This window comes from Haloferula sargassicola (genome assembly GCF_040362925.1).
Classification (GTDB): Bacteria; Verrucomicrobiota; Verrucomicrobiia; order Verrucomicrobiales; family Akkermansiaceae; genus Haloferula; species Haloferula sargassicola.
The window spans coordinates 224,158-241,343 of record NZ_BAABRI010000001.1 but is presented as its reverse complement, the minus strand read 5'-3'; the positions used below and the strand labels follow the sequence as shown (position 1 = coordinate 241,343).

Genomic DNA, 17,186 nt, shown 5'->3' with positions numbered 1-17,186 from the left:
GCCCCTTACTTGCCCCAGTGCTGCAGGAGCGTGGTCGCCATGTCGCTCGGCGTCTCGGCCACGGCGATTCCGCACTCGGCGAGGATCCGCTTCTTGGCCTCGGCGGTGTCATCCGCGCCGCCGACGATCGCGCCGGCGTGGCCCATGCGGCGGCCCGGAGGCGCGGTGGCCCCGGCGATGAAGCCGCAGATCGGCTTCTTGCAGTGCTCCTTGGCCCAGCGGGCGGCCTCGGCCTCGGCGTTGCCGCCGATTTCGCCGATCATGATGATGGCCTCGGTTTCCGGGTCGTCGTTGAACATCTTCAGCACGTCGAGATGCGAGGTGCCATTGATCGGATCGCCACCGATGCCGACGCAGGTGCTCTGGCCGTAGCCGAGCGAGGTGAGCTGGTAGACGGCCTCGTAGGTCAGCGTGCCCGAGCGGGAGACCACGCCGACGTTGCCGCGCTTGTGGATGTAGCCGGGGGAAATCCCGATCCGGCAGCCGCCGTGCGACTTTTCCCCGTGGCCCGGCGTCACGATGCCGGGGCAGTTCGGCCCCACGAGGCGGGCGTCGGATTCCAGCATCGCCGCCTTCACCCGCATCATGTCCATGACCGGGATGCCCTCGGTGATCGCGACCACCAGCTTCACGCCGGCATCGACCGCTTCGAGGATGGCATCGGCCGCGAACGGCGGCGGGACGAAGATGGCGGAAGCCGTGGCCCCGGTGGCATCGACGGCCTGCGAGACGGTGTCGAAGATCGGCACCTTGCCCTCGAAGGTCTGGCCGCCCTTGCTCGGAGTCACGCCGGCGACCAGCCGGGTGCCGTATTCGAGCGAGAGTTTGGCATGGCGGGCACCGAAGCTGCCGGTGATGCCTTGAACAAGGAGCTTGGTGTTTTCGTCGACGAGGATGGCCATGGCAGGAGTGTATCGGTGAGAAAATCGGGTGCGGGGCTCAGGCGTGTCCCGGCTTGCGGTGGTGGAGGATGAGCGGGTTGCCCTCGGTGTCCTGAATCATGAGCATGTGGCAGACCGGCGTTTCGATCGGCCCCATGGTGATGGTGACCCCGGCGGCTCTCACCTCGGCGAGCGCCTGCTCGAAGTCATCGACCTCCAGCCCCGCCGTGCCGCCCTGCGGGCTCGGTTCCCATCCCTCCATCTTGCCGAGGCCGAGGGTTCCGGCCCCGATGTCGAATTCGACCCAGCGGCCGCCTTCAGTCCGGTGGTCCATGGTCTTGGTCAGACCGATGACCCGCTCGTAGAACCCGACGGCGCGATCCATGTCTTTGACCGGATAGGTCGTGAAGGCGATCTCGGAGACGTTCATCGTGGGCGCGGCTGGGTTTTTCGAAACGAAGGGCGGATCAGGAAACGGCGGCCACGATTTTCTGGGCGGCGTCCGCCATGCCGTCGCCGGAAACGATGTCCAGCCCGCTGGCGGCGAGCGTGGCCTTGCCGGCTTCGACGTTGTTGCCCTCCAGGCGCACCACCAAGGGGATCGGCAGGCCGGTTTCCTTGGCCGCGGCGATCACGCCCTCGGCGATGACGTTGCAATCCATGATGCCGCCGAAGATGTTGATCAGAATGCCTTTCACGTTCGGATCGCCGAGGATGATCTTGAACGCCGCAGTCACCTGCTCTTTGGAGGCTCCCCCGCCGACATCGAGGAAGTTCGCGGGCTCGCCGCCGTAGTGCTTGATGATGTCCATGGTGGCCATCGCGAGGCCGGCGCCGTTGACGAGGCAGGCGATGTTGCCGTCGAGCCCGATGTAGTTGAGATCGTATTCCGAGGCGGCCACCTCGCGCGGATCCTCTTCTTCGGGGTCGCGCATCGCCACGATCTCCGGGTGGCGGAAAAGCGCGTTGTCGTCGAAGCCGAATTTCGCGTCCAGCGCCAGCACCCGGCCGTCCGGGGTGGTCACCAGCGGGTTGATCTCCACCATTGAGCAGTCGCAGGCGATGAACATCTTGTAGAGCTTCGCCACCAGGCGGCAGAACTCCTTCGACTGCTCGCCGTGGAAACCCAGCGTGGCCGAGAGCTTCCGCAGCTCGTACGGCTGCAGCCCGATCAGCGGGTGGACGAACTGGCGGATGATCTTCTCCGGCGTGTCGTGGGCCACGTCCTCGATGCTCATCCCGCCTTCGGTCGAGGCGACGATGACCGGCCGCGAGGTGCCACGGTCCATCAGGATGGAAAGATAATACTCGTGCTCGATGTCGACGGCCTCGGCCACCATCACCTTGCGCACGACGCGGCCTTCCTCGCCGGTCTGCACGGTGACCAGGGTCTCATTGAGCATCTTGCCGGCGAATTCGGCCGCCTGCTCGGGCGACTCGATGAGGTGAACGCCGCCTTGGAACCCGTTTTTGAAATGACCTTTGCCGCGGCCGCCGGCGTGGACCTGGGCCTTGATGACCAGCTTGGATCCCGCGAACTCGCGCGCCGCCTCAGCGGCTTCGTCGGGCGTGGAAGCCACTTTCCCTTTCGGGCTCGCCACTCCGTATTGGTCGAAAAGCTCCTTGGCCTGGTACTCGTGGATGTTCATGTCGCGGGAAAGATGGGCGACGCTGAAAGCACCCGCCCCCCCGGTCAAGGCACAATGCCCCGAGCGCGAGCTGACTTTTTGCCGGTCAACTCCAGTCAAACCAGTCGAACAGCGACGCGAGGTCGATGTCCGGCCATTCCAGCCACGAGAGGTCGATATCCGGCAGCTCGAAAGTCCATCCGCCCGCCAGGTCGGCGAGGATCTCCGCCTTCATCGCGGCGTAGTCGCACACCTCCCCCGTCGCCTCGTGCAGGGCGGCAAAATCGTCCGGAGACGTGTACATGCAGTAGGCCCAGCACTCGATGTCCACCGGAAAACCCCGGTCCTGCGACGCCCTGCGAACCTCGCCCGGAGAGTAGTACTTCTTTTTCCCATGCCGGCGTGTGAGTTCCTCCCCCACGGCTCCGAAATAGGCCTTCTTGTCGGCCGGACGCATTTCACAGGCTGCCATGGGGCGGATCGTGAAAACCCAGGCGGCGGAAGTCGAGCGCCCGGCCTCAGAACCCGAGTTCGAGCTTGCGCGGCCGTGCCTCGTTTTCGAATCGCACCCAGGTCAGCTCGCCGTGGGTCTCGAAGTCGACCGGCTCGCCGTCGAGCTTCGCGGACTTCGGGGCTTCCGGCGTCCGGAAAAGCACCACCGCCGGGGTGTCGCCAACGCCCTCGACCGTCCACGCCGCCCCCTCGCCGACCGGCAAGGTCTTGCAAGCGGAGGCCAGCACGGCAGGTGTCTCGTCCGCCTCGGAGGCCTGAAGATCCAGCAGCACCGCACGCGATCCCGGGTTCACCGCATAACGGTCGATCACGGCCAGCTTGGGGTCGAACAGGTTCACGAAGCGACCCTCGAGCACCTTCTCGCCCTCCGCCGGAGACTCATCCAGCCCGGCGGCCACGACATACGGCCCGCGCCGTAGCACGAGGTGGTTGCAGGTCCTCCACTCCAGCCCGGCCCGACCGGCGGCGGCTTCCAGCGTGGCCGCCCACCTTTCGTCGCCCGCGGCGCTGGTGGCGAACTTCACCGGATTCTCCGCCAGCCAGGTCACCGACCCCTTGCCCACCGGCAGCGTGTCCTTGCCGGCATCCGAAAAGTCGTTGTCGGCGATCCCGAGCGCCTCGAACAGCTTCGCCCGCGGGGTCAGCTCGTTCTTGCCGCCGTCATTCCACCACTCGGCAACGCGGCGATAGGGGTCGGAGTCATCGTCGGCCACCACCAGCACGCCGCCCGCGCGGACCCAATCGGCCAGAGCCGGATGCACCTCGGCCGACATCGGTTTCTGACCCACGTAGGAAAGCGTGAGAACCTTGAAGGGATCGAGAAAGCCCTTCAGGTTGACGTTTTCCAGCTGCACCGGCTCCAGCGGAATCCCGCGCTTCACCAGCGGCATCGCCTGGCCGTAGAGGTGCGCCATGTTCGGATCGCTCGGCGTCGGCTGCTCGCGCTGGAACATCAGCGAATCGCTCACCAGCATTCCGATCCCCGGCGTGCCCGCGTCCCACTCGACCCGCTGCTGGTTCATGTCGTTCAGCGCATTCATCACCACCTGCAGCTCGCTCGCATACTCGCCCGGCATCGTCTGCTGCTGGTCCTCCGGCACGCCGCGGGGATAGCGTCCGCCAAACGCCCGCTCCGGCCACGGCGCGACCTCGAAACGCCAGACCTCCGGCTGCAGCAGCGAGGCAGTCAGGGTCGATTCCCAATTGGTCCGGTAGTCCTCCCAGTCGTGGCGCGGATTGTCCTCGATCGGGTCGTTCAAATACCACACCCGCCGGCCGGTCGACCGCACCAGGTTCTGCATCGCGCCGTATTCGAGGAAGGCCGTTTCGAAGGTCCGCTCCTTCATCTCGCCGCGGAAGTGGTTCGGCGTCCGCGAGGTGCCGGTCCAGACCTGGGCGATGTAGCCATCGCAGCCATCGATCCGCGCCAGGCTCGACTGCGGACTCACGATGCACCAGTGCGCGTAGTTGATCAGGCTGTGGGTCGGCACGTAGCACTTCACGTCCGTGCCGTGGTCGTCGTTCCAACGGTTCACGTGGTCGAAGACCTGCCCGAGCGCCCTACGATAGAGGTAGTATTTCAGCTTCGAGGCCTTCCACTGGGCATCGACCGAGGAGTGCGGTGGCTGCCATTCCTCATGGTAATAATCCTGCCACTCCCGCTTGAAGCCCTCCGAATAGCCGCCTCGGGCCCAGAACTCGGGTTCCTCCAGGTGGATTGCCTTCACCCCCGCCTCCAGCGCCACCTTGACCCCGCTGGCGAGATACTCGCCGTAGTTCGCGGCCGGGCACATGTAGTAGACATCGCCGCCGTGGCTGATCTTGTGGCCGTTGCGGTCGGTCTGCGCGTTGTCGACGTGGTTTTCCCCGTCAAAGCGCCCGTAGAGGTAATCCTGATAGTTGCCCCACGCCACGCCGGTCATCAGGTGGATCCGGTAGCCGCGGTCGCGCCACGTGCCGATGCGCTCCGGCAGGTGGTCGCCGATGCCGTAAACGATCGCCACGTCCGACCGCAGGTTGCCCTTCGGACTCCATGGCTTGGCGGTCTGGAAACAGGTTCTCTCCAGCGCCTGCGCCGGGTCTTTCGGAAATGGAGGCGGCGGCTCCGTCCCCTGGCCGAAAAGAGGAGCCGCGGCAGTCAGAAAAAGCGTCAGCGTTTGGATGCGCATGGCTGCCTTACGGGAAACGACCGCCCGGTTCTGTCTGCGGATCCCGTCAGCCCGCGGCCAGCCCGCCCAGCGCCTCGGCCAGCAAGGCCAGGTAATCGTCGCGGGGGATTTCCCTCCCGCCAAAGGTTCGCAAATGCGGCGTCATCCACTGCGTGTCGAGCAGGATGAACCCGTCCTCCCGCAGCCGCCCGACGAGGTGCACCAGGGCGATCTTCGAGGCATCCGTCTTCCTCGAAAACATGCTCTCGCCGAAGAACGCGCGGCCCAGCGACACGCCGTAGAGTCCACCCTGCAGCCCTTCATCATCCCAGCACTCGACCGAGTGCGCGTGACCCCGATCGTGCAACTGCCGGTAACTTGAAACGATCGTTTCATCGATCCACGTTTCCTCGCGCTGCGCACAGCCTTTCATCACCTCCGAAAAGGCTGTATCAAAGCGGATTTCAAACGGCTGCTTCTTAAGGCGACGGCGCAGTCCGTGCGGGATGTGGAACGCATCGTCCAACGGGATGACGCCGCGCATCAGCGGAGAAAACCACAGGATTTCCCCATCCTGCGCCATGGGGAAAACCCCTTGGGCATAGGCATTCAGCAACAGGTCGGGGGAAAGCGCTGCCATGCCTCAGACTTCCACCCGGCTCTCTACCACCCCGTCCCGAACCTTTGTTTGAATCACCTCGCCATTGTTCACATCGGCGATCGAGCGGACGATGCTGCCATCGGCCTTCGTGGTGATGGAAAAGCCTCTTTCAAAGGCCGACTCAGGTCCCAGCGCGCGCAGCAATCCCCCTAGGTGATCGAGTCGGTCGCCCCGTTCTTCCAGCGCGGCCTTTCCGGCCCGTTCGAGTTGCCGCGAGAGACCGGCCAGCCGCTCCAGCCGCTGGGCGACCTGACGCTCGGGCTTCATCAGCGATAGCCGCATGGCCAGCGAATGCACTGCCGCGTGACGCTCGCGCCAACGGGCGGTCACCGCCGAGGAGAGCTGGCCGCGCACGGCATCGAGCCGCATCGCCGGCTCGCGCAGCAGGCGCTCGCCCCCTCGCGACAACACCCCGCGGCGGGCATTGGAAAGGATCAGGTCGAGGCGCTCCAAGCGTTCGTCGACGCGTCGCTTCATCCGGCGGCCGACGATCTCCACCTGCTGGCGCAGCGCCTCGCCGTCCGGCACCGCCATTTCCGCTGCCGCGCTCGGAGTCGGTGCCCGGCGATCGGCCACGAAGTCGGCGATGGTGAAATCGATCTCGTGGCCTACCGCGGAGATCACCGGCAGCGGGCAGGCGGCGATCGCCCGCGCGACGACCTCTTCATTGAAATTCCACAAGTCCTCCAGCGAACCCCCGCCGCGACCGATGATCAGCAGGTCGCAAGGCGGAATGCCGTGCCTTTCCGCTTCGCCCATCCGCCGGATCGCCTCGGCGATCTCGCGCTCCGCCCCCCGGCCCTGCACCCGCACCGGGAAAAGCACCGGCTTCACCCAGGGCGCGCGGCGGCCCATGACGTGCAGGATGTCCTCGATCGCCGCGCCGGTGCCCGAGGTCACGATCCCCACCGTCCGCGGAAAGTTCGGCAGCGGCCGTTTCCGCGCCGCGTCGAACAGCCCCTCGGCCTCCAGCTTCCGCTTCAGCGCTTCGAAGCGCGCCTGCAGGTCGCCCTGGCCCGCGCGCTCGACCTTTTGGACGATGATCTGAAGCTGACCGCGGGCTTCGTAAACACTCGGCTCGGCGAACACGCGAACCTTCACTCCGTCCTGCAGCGCCTCCGCCCCGGGCCGACGCCGGGCGCCAAACATCGCGCAGGAAATCTGGGCGTTCTCGTCCTTCAGCGAAAAATACCAGTGCCCGCTGCCCTGCTTGCGCAGGTTCGACACCTCTCCTTCCACCCATTGCTCGCCGAGCTGGATCTCCAGCAGGTTCTTCATCCGGCGCACGAGCTGGGTCACGCTCAGCGCCTTGGCTTCCTTCTTTTCCCCGAACAGGTCCACGGCGGGAAGCATGCCGCGGACAACGCGGGCTTCAATCTTTCGCTGAGCCGTCCGCCTCGAGCGTCCTCAGCAGGATGCGCAGCGCGCCGCCGGAGATCCACACCTCGACCATCAGGCACACCAGCGATCCGCCCATCAGCAGCAGCGCCACCACGAAGCACGGAACCGCCAGTCCCTGCGTCCGGGCCGCCACCGCCACCATCGAGGCGACGCACAGGAACAGACTGACCGCACCGAGGAACTGCATCCAGCGGATCAGCGTCAGCCGTTTCCGCAGGTTGGAAATCTGCGCCATCAGCGTGGCGTGCCGCTTTTCCAGCCAGTCGTGATACAGCTCCCGGATCAGCGCCGCGAGGTGGAGGAAGCGGTTGGTGAACGACAGGAACAGCAGGCTGATCGCCGGAAACAGCAGTGCAGGCGTGGAGATTTCGAGCGTCACGGGTCGAGGCGTAGCGCTTCCTGATGCCCGAGGCAAATCCGCCGTCAGGGGGCGACGCTCGGTTCGCCCATCCGCTTGATCAGCTCGGCCTGCGGCAGATCGGAGAACTTCTCCGCCAGCTTGGTGGCCGCTTTTTCCCGGGAGGCATCCGCAGTGTGGTCGCCAAGGGTGAAATGATCCTCCGCGAACTCGTTCATCTCCTTTTCCACCTCGAGCCCCTTCTCCGCCCGCTCCAAGCCGGTCAGGCTACCCTCCAGCGCGCGGGCATCCGACGCCACCGAGGGAAAATCCGCCAGGAACCGGGCCCAGCGGAGCGCAGCCCACGGTTCATCGGACACCTTCGTCCTCGCCCATGACATCTGCTCGGCGGCGAAGGCTTCGCGCAGCGGTTCGTGCTCCTTTTCCCGCGATTCCCGTAGCGTGGAGCCATAGACGTGCGCCATCGCTTCCTCGATCAGCTCGGCGTTCGCCCAGTCGTGGTTGCCGGCGAACCAGATCAGCCGCGCCGCCTTGGGAAAGGTCTTGTGGGACGCGGCCGCCTCGGAGCGATTGAAGCAGTTTGTCCCCATCAGGCTGCAGACGATCACCGACTTGCGGAGCCTCACCGGGCGGAAGTCCTTTTCCTTCAAGTAGACGCCCCCGCCCGAGCCGCAGGCCACCACGCCGGCGATGTCCTTGTCCATTTCGGACATCAGGTAGGCCATCCGGCTGCCGCCCGACATCCCGCTGGCGAAGGCCAGTCCTTCGACCACCGGCAGGCGCTCACGGACATCCCGGTTCATCGCCATCATCGCCTCATCGGAGTCCGCGAAATCGTTCTTCGACTGCTTCGACACGGCCAGAATGATCCCGTAGCGCTCGGCCGCCGGCTTGTAGCGGTCCAGCGTGCCGGGACTACCGCCCCCCGGGTCCATCACGAAGCAGACCGGCCAGTTCCGACCGGTGTGAAATTCCTGCGGCAGATAGAGGTGATAGGACCACTGCGAATCCCCCGCGCACTGGATTTCTCCTGAAACCTGTCCGGGCTCGGCGTCCACGCCTTCAACCCTCGGCTCGCCCACGGCATTCTTGGGTTTTCTCCACTCGGCGAGGAAATCCCGATCCTCCTGTGAAAGCTGCCCCAACTTCACCTTCAGCGAGCCTCCACCTTTCCGCTCCAAGGTCACCTGATCGCCTTCGGCGGAAACCACGCGGGCCTCCAGGCTGGTGCCGGCGGTGCTCGTCCAGGTCCGCCACTCTTCCTCGGCGCTCATCGCTGCCGCGAATACGAGTCCTGCGACAAGCCATCGTAGAAACTTCTTCACGGCGCCATCCCACGGCCGGTCACTCCCTCCGACAAGGATGCATCGTGACAGAAACAGGGGCGCCGGCGGCGGAACCGGCACCCCCCGACCCGTCACTATTCCCGCAATTCCTGATTCATCCGCCGCCGCTCCTTGCGATGCTCGATCTGGCGCTTCTGCTTCGGCGTCAGTTCCTTCTCGCGATTCCGCCACGGCTGCCCCGCATCGCCCGCCATGATGCAGCCGAGCGGACGGATCTCTGCGACGATCTCGGCCAGGCCGAACTCGTGGATCTGCGCTTTCACCGCGGCGGCGTTCTTGTAGGCAACCGGCAGCTCGCTGAGGTCCGGCTCGCCGCAGAACCAGCGGACATCCAACCCGTCGGTCCCGCGCTCGATCGCGTGCCGGCGAGACGCCTCGTCCGGGAACTGTCGCCGGAGCGCGGTGCGCGAGAGGTTCCGACCCGCGCCGTGGGGAGCGAAGGAGAGGAAATCCTCGTTGTCCGCGCCGAGCACCAGCAGCACCGGCTCGGCCATGTTCAGCGGGATCAGGCCGAGCTGGGGCCGGCCCTGCTCGTCGCGCCACGCCGGGGTCGCTCCTTTTCCATGCAGGAAATGATCGCCCCGCCGCCACACGAAGTTGTGCTCGTTGCCCACTTCCGCCACGGCTGCGCCGCCGATCCGCTCGAGGAAACGACGGTGGATCGCCCGGTGGTTCGCCTTCGTCCAGCGGGCGACGTATTGCAGCGCGTCCCAATACTCGATGCCCTCGGGCGACGACGCATCGAGCCAGGCCGCCGCTTCCGGGATGCGCGATCCCGCCCGCGCGGTGTGCTTGAGTGCCGCTGCCTGGCCGCGCTTGAACACGTGCGCTCCGAGGCCGCGCGACCCGTGGTGGGTCACCAGCGCCCGGTAGCGCTTCGGCTCCAGAGCCGCGGCCAGCCCGGCATGACCCGCGATCCGCAGCACGGCGCGCGTTTCCGCGGTGACCTCCACCTCGCCGAGGTAGGCGAAGTGGTTGCCATCGCCCTGGTCCGCGAGGTGCGCGTGGGCGCGGTCCCGCATGCCGGAGAGGAAACGGTTCTGCCACACCGGCTCGTCGAGCACGGGATCGAACACGAGGTCGTCGAGGTGACGGTGCCCCGCCCCGAACCGCGTCGCGGCCGTCAGCGCGTCGAGCTCCTTCGCCACGCTACTACGCTCGTCGTAGAAGGTCGCGAACATCGAGCAGCAGACGTCGGCGGAGTGGGCCGAGGGGATGATCGCATTCTCGACCGCGATCGCGCCGCCGACCGGGATCACCGCGCGTCCGGCACCGGCCGGGCAGGCATCGGGCATCACCGCGCCGCGGGCGATCACCGGCACGCGGAGCAGCTCGTCCATCTTCCGGCGCACGGCGGCCACGTTGTCCTTCTCCTCCTTCGTGTCCGGGCGGATCGCCTCGGCGAGCGGCGCGGGCTTTTCCCGCAGTCCCCGCTTCGGCTCGGGCGCCCCGAACTCGCGCTTCAGCAGCTTGAGGGCATACTTTTTGTCCGAAATACCACGCGCCTCGTACTCGGCGAGCTTTTCGAACATCGCCTTGAAGCGCGGGCCGGGCTCATAGCCGGCCGCGATCAGGTCTTCATGATTCAACAGTTTCATTTTCGTGGAGCGCCGATCATGGGATCGGCATCTTCGGCGGTCGGGACTCAGCCCGTGGTTCCCGACAAGGCCCGCCAGTCCTCGTCGATGATTCCATAGTTCACGCGGTCATACAGTTCGTCGAAGCGCGCGGCGCGCAGCCGCTGGACGCCCTCGCAGGTCAATCCCGCCTTGGCCATCACCCGCCCGGAGGCCGGGTTATGAGCGAAGTGACAGGCCTCGATCCTCCGTAACTTGAGGTCCTCGAAGCCATGCCTGAGGATTTCCCGCAAAGCCTCGGTCATGTAGCCGCGGCCCCAGAAATCGATGCCGAGCCAGTAACCAAACACGCCCCAGAATCCATTCGCAGCGGAAGTCAGGCTGATGGTGCCGATCATTTCATCAGTCTCTCGCAGGACGATGGAGAACAAATCCCAGTGTCCGTCCGCCTGACGGGCTTCAATTTCCTCGAGCCACGTGCGGGCATGGTGGTGCTCGTAGGGCCAAGGTACGACGCTCAGCATTTCAACCACCCTGCGCTCCTGCAGGAGCGCGGTGATCGCATCGACATCCGCAGCCACGGGAGGCCGCAGTTTCAATCGTTTGGTGAATAAGGTGATCATGGCAAAAAAGAAAGTCGGAGGCACGGCTCGCCCGTGATTCGGGGAGCCGGCCGGATGAGGTGGCCGTGGAAAAAACGGCCACCGGGGAAACGGAGGTGATCCTCTCAGGAATCGATCGACGCGCTCAGGCCGGGAATTTAAGAAAGTGATTCCAGTCCTCGACCTTCCACGAATTCCGGATCCGCAGCGTGGCGGGCACGGTCTTCGGGGCCTTGGGGGCGGCGAGCAGCCGGAGACCGGCTTCTTCCGGCGTCCGGGCACCCTTGCGGGTGTTGATCCGTCTATCGGAAAGCACGCAGTTCTCCCAGTCGTCCCGACCGCCCCGCGAGCGCGGCACGACGTGGTCAATGTTCGCCTCGTCGGGCCGCAAGGTCCGGCCGGTGTATTGGCAGCGCCCGCCGTCGCGCTCCCAGATCCCGCGGAAGCCGAATACGGGACGCACCATCGGCACCCGGTCGAAGCGGTTGAGAAGCACCACGGTGGGGATCCGGATCCGGCCCTTGGTGGTGCCGATCGAGGGGGAACCTTCGGGCACTTCGAGGCGGGCCCACTCGTCCCACTCCATCGGCTGGAAGGCGCCTTCCTCGATCCACACCGCGCGGGCGCTGCCCGAAACGAGATGGCTGAAGGCTCCGGCCGGCGAGATGGCGTCGATCGCCATCCAGTGGCGGTTGAGCACCAGGACGCTGCTTCGATGGAGAAGGTTTTCGGTCATGGAATTGGCATGAAGCGGGTCTCCCCGCGGATTCTGGAAGGTCGGCCGCCCCGGCCATCCCGCTGATGCTAGGGGCGTGCCAAGGCACCTGAGTTATGTTTTAATGCTACAAATCGGACACAGTTCATCGGTTCGTCATTATATCCTTCTGAGGATTTCATGACGTCGTTTTAAAAAAGGTGCGGCGCGATGGCGGAACCTGCCGGCAGCGGTGGGGAGAAGCTTGGTGGATGATTTCCGCGTTTCGAGGTGAAGGAGCGGTGGGGAAAGAGGAAAAGGTTCGGGACGAAATCGGAGCGGCGGGCGGAAGATCGTGCCATGAAACGAAAAAGCCCCGCTTCCTGACGGAAAGCGGGGCGTCGAAACCTTGGTTCTATGCAACATTTGGATCATCGTATCGACCCTTCCCTGCTTTCCCTTCTTCCCGGATTCATCCACTCATCGTGCATGTCCGGAGCGAATCCCGGCTGGCTTTTTCCTGCCAGACAACCGGACGCCTGCACGGCACGGATGCCGCGGAGCGAAGTGAGGTTGCTGGATGGATGCAAGAACATGGCGGTCGGGGCTGACGCACGGACCTCTATCTATCGACGCCCTTCACGTCAACCCCCGAGTTCATCTTTTTATATCTTTCCCTCCATCCCTGGCAAAAGCCGATCGCCCCGCGACCGCCGCCAACGAGGGATCGCGGCATTGCGGATGGCTGAAAATGGCTGCTAGCTTGCCGCGTGAACCATCCGGAGTGGACCACCATCGTCGTCGCCACGGGCTTCGCCTGCCTGCATGCGGTGGGCTTGCTCCACGTCTTCCATGTGCTGATGCGCGGGCGCACCGCGCAGGGGACGATCGCCTGGATCGTGTGCATGATCGTGGCCCCGTGGGTGGCCATCCCTTTTTACTGGATCGCCGGGCGGCAGAAGTTCGCCGGCTACGTGCGCGCCCGGCGGGCCGAGGACGCCGGGCTGCGCAAGCTATCCGACGACATGCACCGCCGGCTGCGGCAGTACGAGCTGCAGCCCGTGGATGCCTTCGGCCGGGCCGCGGCCCAGCTTGGCGGCCTTCCTTTCACCCGCGGCAATGCCCTGCACCTGCTGATCGATGGCGACCAGACCTTCGAAGCCATCTTCCAATCGATCGCGGCGGCCGAGCACTACATTCTGGTGAATTTCTTCATCGTGAAGAGCGACCGGATCGGCCAGCGCTTCAAGGAGGCCCTGATCGCCAAGGCGCGCCACGGGGTGAAGGTCTATTTCCTGTTCGACGAATTCGGCTCGCACAAGCTGGCCAGGACCTACCTGTCCGAGCTGGAGGACGCCGGGATCGAGTGCCGCTCGTTCGGCGTCAACCGACGCTGGTGGTCCCGGCTGCAGATCAATTTCCGCAACCACCGCAAGATCGTCGTCACCGACGGCCACGAGGCCTTCATCGGTGGCCTCAACGTGGGCGACGAATACCTCGGCCGCGACCAGCGTTTCGGCCACTGGCGGGACACCCACCTGAGGCTGCGGGGGCCGTGCGTGCAGGCGATCCAGATTGTCTTCCTCGAGGACTGGAACTGGGTGGCGCCCACCCGGCCGGACCTGCTCTGGGACTCGCACGAGGAACCGGCCAACCAGGCGGCGGCGATCCTGCCCACCGGTCCGGCCGATCCGGCGGACTCATGGCAGTTGGTCGTGGCCGAGGCCGCCAACAGCAGTCGCGAGCGGTTGTGGATCGCGTCTCCTTACTTCGTGCCGGACCAGGGCGTCCTGACCGCGCTGCAGGCGGCGGCGGTCCGCGGCGTGGACGTGCGCATTTTGATCCCGGAAAAGGCCGATCACGCGATGGTGTGGCTGGCCGCCCACACCTTCTACGACGAGACGCTGCCGTTCGGGATCAAGATCCTGCGCTACCGGGCGGGCTTTCTTCACCAGAAGGCCATGCTGGTGGACGACCGCTATGCCTTCATCGGCACCGCCAACCTCGACAACCGGTCTTTCCGCCTGAACTTCGAGCTCACCGCCGTCAGCACCGATGCCGGGTTCGTCAGGGAAGTAAAAACGATGCTGGAAAAGGACTTCGAGGAGGCCTTCAGCGTGACGGCCGAGCATTTCACCGGCCGGCCCCTGTGGTTCCGGATCGCCGCGCGGGCGGCGCGGCTGGCGGCCCCGGTGCTGTGAGGCGGGGGAGAATCCGAGGATTTTCCCTGTCACAATCGCCCGGCCGGTCTTCAATAGACTCGAATGAAGACCACGCTCTTTCTCACCACGCTCGCCGCCGCGGCCTCCGCCGAACCGGCGCTGACCATCTACAACCGCAACCTCGCCGTCGTCCGCGAGACGCTCCCCCTCGAGCTCGCCGCCGGAGAAAAATCCGTCAGCTTCGACCGCGCCACGGCTCAGGTCCACCCGGACTCGGTGGTGCTCCGCGACCCCACCGGCGAGCATGATTTCTCCATCCTCGAGCAGAGTTACCGCAACGACCCGGTGAGCCGGTGGCTGCTGTTGAGCCAGTTCGAAGGAAAAACGATCCAATTCAGCCACACCTACCCGGATGGCCGGGTCGAGCTGGTGGATGGAAAAATCATCCGCTCCGGCTACGTCCCCGGCGGCCAGCCGACCGGGCCGATCATCGAGGTGGAGGGGAAAATGATGTTCTCCCTTCCGGGCGAGCCGCTGTTCCCCTCGCTCGGCGATGGCTCGATCCTGCGCCCGACGCTCTCGTGGCAGATCGCCTCGCCGCAGGCCGCCAGCTTTGACGCGCAGCTCTCCTACCTGACCCGCGGCTTCAGCTGGGAGGCCGACTACAACCTCGTGGCCCCGGAAAACGGCGAGACCGTCTCGCTGACCGGCTGGGTCACGGTGAACAACCAGTCCGGCACGGGCTTCGACGACGCCAAGGTGAAACTCGTGGCGGGCGATGTGAACGTCATCGAGCCTCAGATCATGCCGGCAGCCCGCATGAAACGGACGATGAATGCGTTTGCCGCCGAACAAAAGGTGCAGGAGAAAGCGTTCGACGACTTTCACCTCTACTCCCTTCCCCGCCCCCTGACGATCCGGGACAAGGAGACCAAACAGGTGGAGTTCCTGCGTTCCCCCGAGGTCACGGCGTCCAAAAAATACGTCTACGACGGGGCCGAGGCCTTCCGTTTCCACGGCGGGCTCCAGACCGAGCCGAGCCAGGGGCAGACCTTTCCCAAGGACGTGGCCGTCTACTGGGAGTTCAAGAACTCGGAGGAAAACGGCCTCGGAGTACCCCTCCCCGCCGGCCGGGTGCGGTTCTATCGCGAGGACTCGGAGGACGGAAACCTCGAGTTCGTCGGCGAGAACGACATCGATCACACCCCTCGCAACGAACGCCTCAGCATCTACACCGGCAATGCCTTCGATCTGGTCGGCGAGCGCAAGATCACGAACTTCGAAAGCCGGGAGCGCGAGAAGTGGATGCGGGAATCGGTGGAAGTGACCGTCAAGAATCGGTCGAAGGAAGCCAAGTCGATCCTCGTCCGCGAGCATCTCTGGCGCTGGTCGAACTGGGAGATCCGGGACGCCAACGCCGATTTCGAAAAGAAGGACGCGCAGACCATCGAGTTCACCGTCAATCTCCAGCCCGACGAGGAAAAGAAGCTCACCTACACCGCCCACTACACCTGGTAGGCCTGCCACCCAGGGTACGTGGTGCGGCCTGAAGGCACACTACGAACCCTTGAAGCAATCTCTTGAATGCTCGTCCACCATTCCCACCGCCTGCATGAAGGCATAGAGGGTGGTCGAGCCGACGAAGTTGAACCCCGCCTTGCGCAGCGCCTTGCTCATCGCGTCCGACTCCGCCGAGGTCGCCGCGTAGTCACCCATGGATCGCGGACGCTTCACGATCGGCTCGCCGCCGACGAAGCTCCACAACCACTCCACCGGATCGTCCAGCTCCAGCCACGCCCGGGCATTCTGCCGGAAAGCCAGCACCTTCCCCCGGTGGCGGATGATCCCGGGATCTTCGAGCAGCTTCTCCAACTGCCGGTCCGTCATGCGGGCCATCTTTTCCGGGTCGAACTGATGGAACACCTCGCGATAGCGCTCACGCTTTTGCAGCACCGTCCACCACGACAACCCGGCCTGGGCGCCCTCCAGGCAGATCATTTCGAAAAGATGGCCTGCATCCCGTGACGGCACGCCCCACTCGGTGTCGTGATACTCGACGTAGAGCGGCTTGTCCTCGGGCACCCACGGGCAGCGTTGCATGACCGAGCTTCGCCCCACCATGCCGCTTGCCAAGACCGGAATCCGGGACACGGGCGATGGCCATCGCCACCATGAGCCTCGCCCCCCGCTGATCTATCCTTTCGGCCACATCAGCCACAGATACGCGGCATAGGAAACCAACAGCAGCGCACCCTCCTTGCGCCCAATGACCCGGCCGGTCCACATCAGCGGCACCAGCACGACCGCGGTTCCCAGCACGAAGGCCTGGTCGATCCCCCGCACGCCGGCTCCGGCGATCGGATGAATCACCGCCGCCAGGCCGAGCACGAAGAGGATGTTGAAGATGTTCGAGCCCACCACATTCCCGAGGGAAATGTCCGACTGCCCGCGGAACGCCCCCACCGCCGAGGTCGCCAGCTCCGGCATCGAGGTCCCGGCGGCGATGATCGTCAGCCCGATCACCGCCTCGGAGACGCCGAGGGCACGCGCGATGATGATCGAGTTATCCACCAACAAGCGCGAACCCGCCGCCAGCACCAGCAGTCCGCCGAGGATGAAAAACAGGGCACGCCCGACGCCGAGCGGCTTAAGTCCCTCGTCCTCGCCAGGAGCTTCTTTCCGCGCCGCGCGGATGATCCACACCGTGTAGACCACGCTCGCGACCAACAGCAGCCCGCCCTCCAGCCGGGAAACCGCGCCATCCCACAGCACCGCCAAGCCGCCGAGAGTCACCGCCAGCATCACCGGCGCATCGCGCCGGATCACCGAACTCTGCACGCGGATCGGCCGGATCAGCGACGCCACGCCGAGAATCACCGCGATGTTGAAAATGTTCGAGCCGATCACGTTGCCCACCGAAATTCCCGGCTGCCCGGCCCACGCGGCTTTCACCGAGACCAGAAGCTCCGGCGACGAGGTGCCGTAGGCGACCACCGTCAGACCTACGACCAACGCCGTAAGTCCCAGCCGCAACGCGATCCCCGCCCCTCCCCTCACCAACCATTCCGCCCCCAGAAACAAGAGCCCGAAACTCAACAAGGTAAGAAGTGCGGCCGAAAGCATCCCTGCCTCATGCCGGGAATCCCGCCCTCCGGCGATTGGGATTTAGGCGCACCGTTTCCATCCGGTCCGCCGGTCTTCCGTCTTGCCGGCGCG

16 protein-coding genes are annotated in these 17,186 nt (G+C 65.3%); 2 read left to right on the top strand and 14 right to left on the bottom strand.

The window, feature by feature from the left end; all coding sequences use genetic code 11:
- Positions 1-5: 5 nt before the first annotated feature.
- From sucD to ABXH26_RS00985, 12 genes are all read right to left on the bottom strand, one after another.
- A complete protein-coding gene (gene sucD / locus ABXH26_RS01040; RefSeq protein WP_353565163.1) occupies positions 6-902 on the bottom strand; it encodes a succinate--CoA ligase subunit alpha in 897 nt (298 codons plus the stop codon).
- Positions 903-939: 37 nt separating this feature from the next.
- The gene (locus ABXH26_RS01035; RefSeq protein WP_353565162.1) at positions 940-1,311 is read right to left on the bottom strand and encodes a VOC family protein; all 372 of its coding nucleotides are present in this window, start codon (positions 1,309-1,311) and stop codon (positions 940-942) included.
- A gap of 37 nt (positions 1,312-1,348) precedes the next feature.
- Positions 1,349-2,530: an ADP-forming succinate--CoA ligase subunit beta gene (gene sucC / locus ABXH26_RS01030; protein WP_353565161.1), complete on the bottom strand. Its 1,182-nt coding sequence runs from the start codon at positions 2,528-2,530 to the stop codon at positions 1,349-1,351.
- Positions 2,531-2,615: 85 nt separating this feature from the next.
- Positions 2,616-2,981, bottom strand: a complete 366-nt coding sequence (locus tag ABXH26_RS01025; RefSeq protein ID WP_353565160.1) for a DUF6559 family protein — start codon at positions 2,979-2,981, stop codon at positions 2,616-2,618.
- 46 nt (positions 2,982-3,027) lie between these two features.
- Positions 3,028-5,190 carry a hypothetical protein gene (locus ABXH26_RS01020; RefSeq protein ID WP_353565159.1) on the bottom strand — a complete coding sequence of 721 codons (2,163 nt, stop codon included), beginning with the start codon at positions 5,188-5,190 and terminating at the stop codon, positions 3,028-3,030.
- A gap of 46 nt (positions 5,191-5,236) precedes the next feature.
- Positions 5,237-5,809 carry a leucyl/phenylalanyl-tRNA--protein transferase gene (gene aat / locus ABXH26_RS01015; protein WP_353565158.1) on the bottom strand — a complete coding sequence of 191 codons (573 nt, stop codon included), beginning with the start codon at positions 5,807-5,809 and terminating at the stop codon, positions 5,237-5,239.
- A 3-nt stretch (positions 5,810-5,812) separates the two neighbouring features.
- Positions 5,813-7,183: an exodeoxyribonuclease VII large subunit gene (gene xseA / locus ABXH26_RS01010; protein WP_353565157.1), complete on the bottom strand. Its 1,371-nt coding sequence runs from the start codon at positions 7,181-7,183 to the stop codon at positions 5,813-5,815.
- Between the two features lie 19 nt (positions 7,184-7,202).
- Entirely contained in the window at positions 7,203-7,610 is a 408-nt protein-coding gene (locus tag ABXH26_RS01005) for a DUF2721 domain-containing protein (protein WP_353565156.1), read from the bottom strand.
- A gap of 44 nt (positions 7,611-7,654) precedes the next feature.
- On the bottom strand, positions 7,655-8,863 hold the full coding sequence (locus ABXH26_RS01000; RefSeq protein ID WP_353565155.1) for an alpha/beta hydrolase family protein: 1,209 nt from the start codon (positions 8,861-8,863) through the stop codon (positions 7,655-7,657).
- A 146-nt stretch (positions 8,864-9,009) separates the two neighbouring features.
- Positions 9,010-10,533 (bottom strand): RtcB family protein, encoded by a 1,524-nt coding sequence (locus ABXH26_RS00995; RefSeq protein ID WP_353565154.1) that lies wholly within the window; start codon positions 10,531-10,533, stop codon positions 9,010-9,012.
- A 47-nt stretch (positions 10,534-10,580) separates the two neighbouring features.
- The gene (locus ABXH26_RS00990; protein ID WP_353565153.1) at positions 10,581-11,135 is read right to left on the bottom strand and encodes a GNAT family N-acetyltransferase; all 555 of its coding nucleotides are present in this window, start codon (positions 11,133-11,135) and stop codon (positions 10,581-10,583) included.
- Positions 11,136-11,259: 124 nt separating this feature from the next.
- The gene (locus ABXH26_RS00985; RefSeq protein ID WP_353565152.1) at positions 11,260-11,850 is read right to left on the bottom strand and encodes an HNH endonuclease; all 591 of its coding nucleotides are present in this window, start codon (positions 11,848-11,850) and stop codon (positions 11,260-11,262) included.
- 728 nt (positions 11,851-12,578) lie between these two features.
- Between ABXH26_RS00985 and cls the strand changes: the two genes are divergently transcribed.
- Positions 12,579-14,009, top strand: a complete 1,431-nt coding sequence (cls, locus tag ABXH26_RS00980; RefSeq protein ID WP_353565151.1) for a cardiolipin synthase — start codon at positions 12,579-12,581, stop codon at positions 14,007-14,009.
- A 63-nt stretch (positions 14,010-14,072) separates the two neighbouring features.
- Positions 14,073-15,488: a DUF4139 domain-containing protein gene (locus tag ABXH26_RS00975; protein WP_353565150.1), complete on the top strand. Its 1,416-nt coding sequence runs from the start codon at positions 14,073-14,075 to the stop codon at positions 15,486-15,488.
- 39 nt (positions 15,489-15,527) lie between these two features.
- On the opposite strand, the gene ABXH26_RS00970 is transcribed toward ABXH26_RS00975, so the two are convergent.
- A complete protein-coding gene (locus tag ABXH26_RS00970; RefSeq protein ID WP_353565149.1) occupies positions 15,528-16,070 on the bottom strand; it encodes a DNA-3-methyladenine glycosylase I in 543 nt (180 codons plus the stop codon).
- 93 nt (positions 16,071-16,163) lie between these two features.
- Entirely contained in the window at positions 16,164-17,093 is a 930-nt protein-coding gene (locus ABXH26_RS00965) for a calcium/sodium antiporter (protein WP_353565148.1), read from the bottom strand.
- Positions 17,094-17,186 lie beyond the last annotated feature (93 nt).

Coding starts and splice junctions, on each gene's coding strand:
- sucC (WP_353565161.1), bottom strand. CDS start 2,530: ATGAACATCCACGAGTACCAGGCCAAGGAGCTTTTCGACCAATACGGA.
- ABXH26_RS00965 (WP_353565148.1), bottom strand. CDS start 17,093: ATGCTTTCGGCCGCACTTCTTACCTTGTTGAGTTTCGGGCTCTTGTTT.
- ABXH26_RS00990 (WP_353565153.1), bottom strand. CDS start 11,135: ATGATCACCTTATTCACCAAACGATTGAAACTGCGGCCTCCCGTGGCT.
- ABXH26_RS00975 (WP_353565150.1), top strand. CDS start 14,073: ATGAAGACCACGCTCTTTCTCACCACGCTCGCCGCCGCGGCCTCCGCC.
- aat (WP_353565158.1), bottom strand. CDS start 5,809: ATGGCAGCGCTTTCCCCCGACCTGTTGCTGAATGCCTATGCCCAAGGG.
- ABXH26_RS01000 (WP_353565155.1), bottom strand. CDS start 8,863: ATGAGCGCCGAGGAAGAGTGGCGGACCTGGACGAGCACCGCCGGCACC.
- ABXH26_RS01025 (WP_353565160.1), bottom strand. CDS start 2,981: ATGGCAGCCTGTGAAATGCGTCCGGCCGACAAGAAGGCCTATTTCGGA.
- ABXH26_RS00995 (WP_353565154.1), bottom strand. CDS start 10,533: ATGAAACTGTTGAATCATGAAGACCTGATCGCGGCCGGCTATGAGCCC.
- ABXH26_RS00985 (WP_353565152.1), bottom strand. CDS start 11,850: ATGACCGAAAACCTTCTCCATCGAAGCAGCGTCCTGGTGCTCAACCGC.
- sucD (WP_353565163.1), bottom strand. CDS start 902: ATGGCCATCCTCGTCGACGAAAACACCAAGCTCCTTGTTCAAGGCATC.
- xseA (WP_353565157.1), bottom strand. CDS start 7,183: ATGCTTCCCGCCGTGGACCTGTTCGGGGAAAAGAAGGAAGCCAAGGCG.
- ABXH26_RS01035 (WP_353565162.1), bottom strand. CDS start 1,311: ATGAACGTCTCCGAGATCGCCTTCACGACCTATCCGGTCAAAGACATG.
- ABXH26_RS00970 (WP_353565149.1), bottom strand. CDS start 16,070: ATGCAACGCTGCCCGTGGGTGCCCGAGGACAAGCCGCTCTACGTCGAG.
- ABXH26_RS01020 (WP_353565159.1), bottom strand. CDS start 5,190: ATGCGCATCCAAACGCTGACGCTTTTTCTGACTGCCGCGGCTCCTCTT.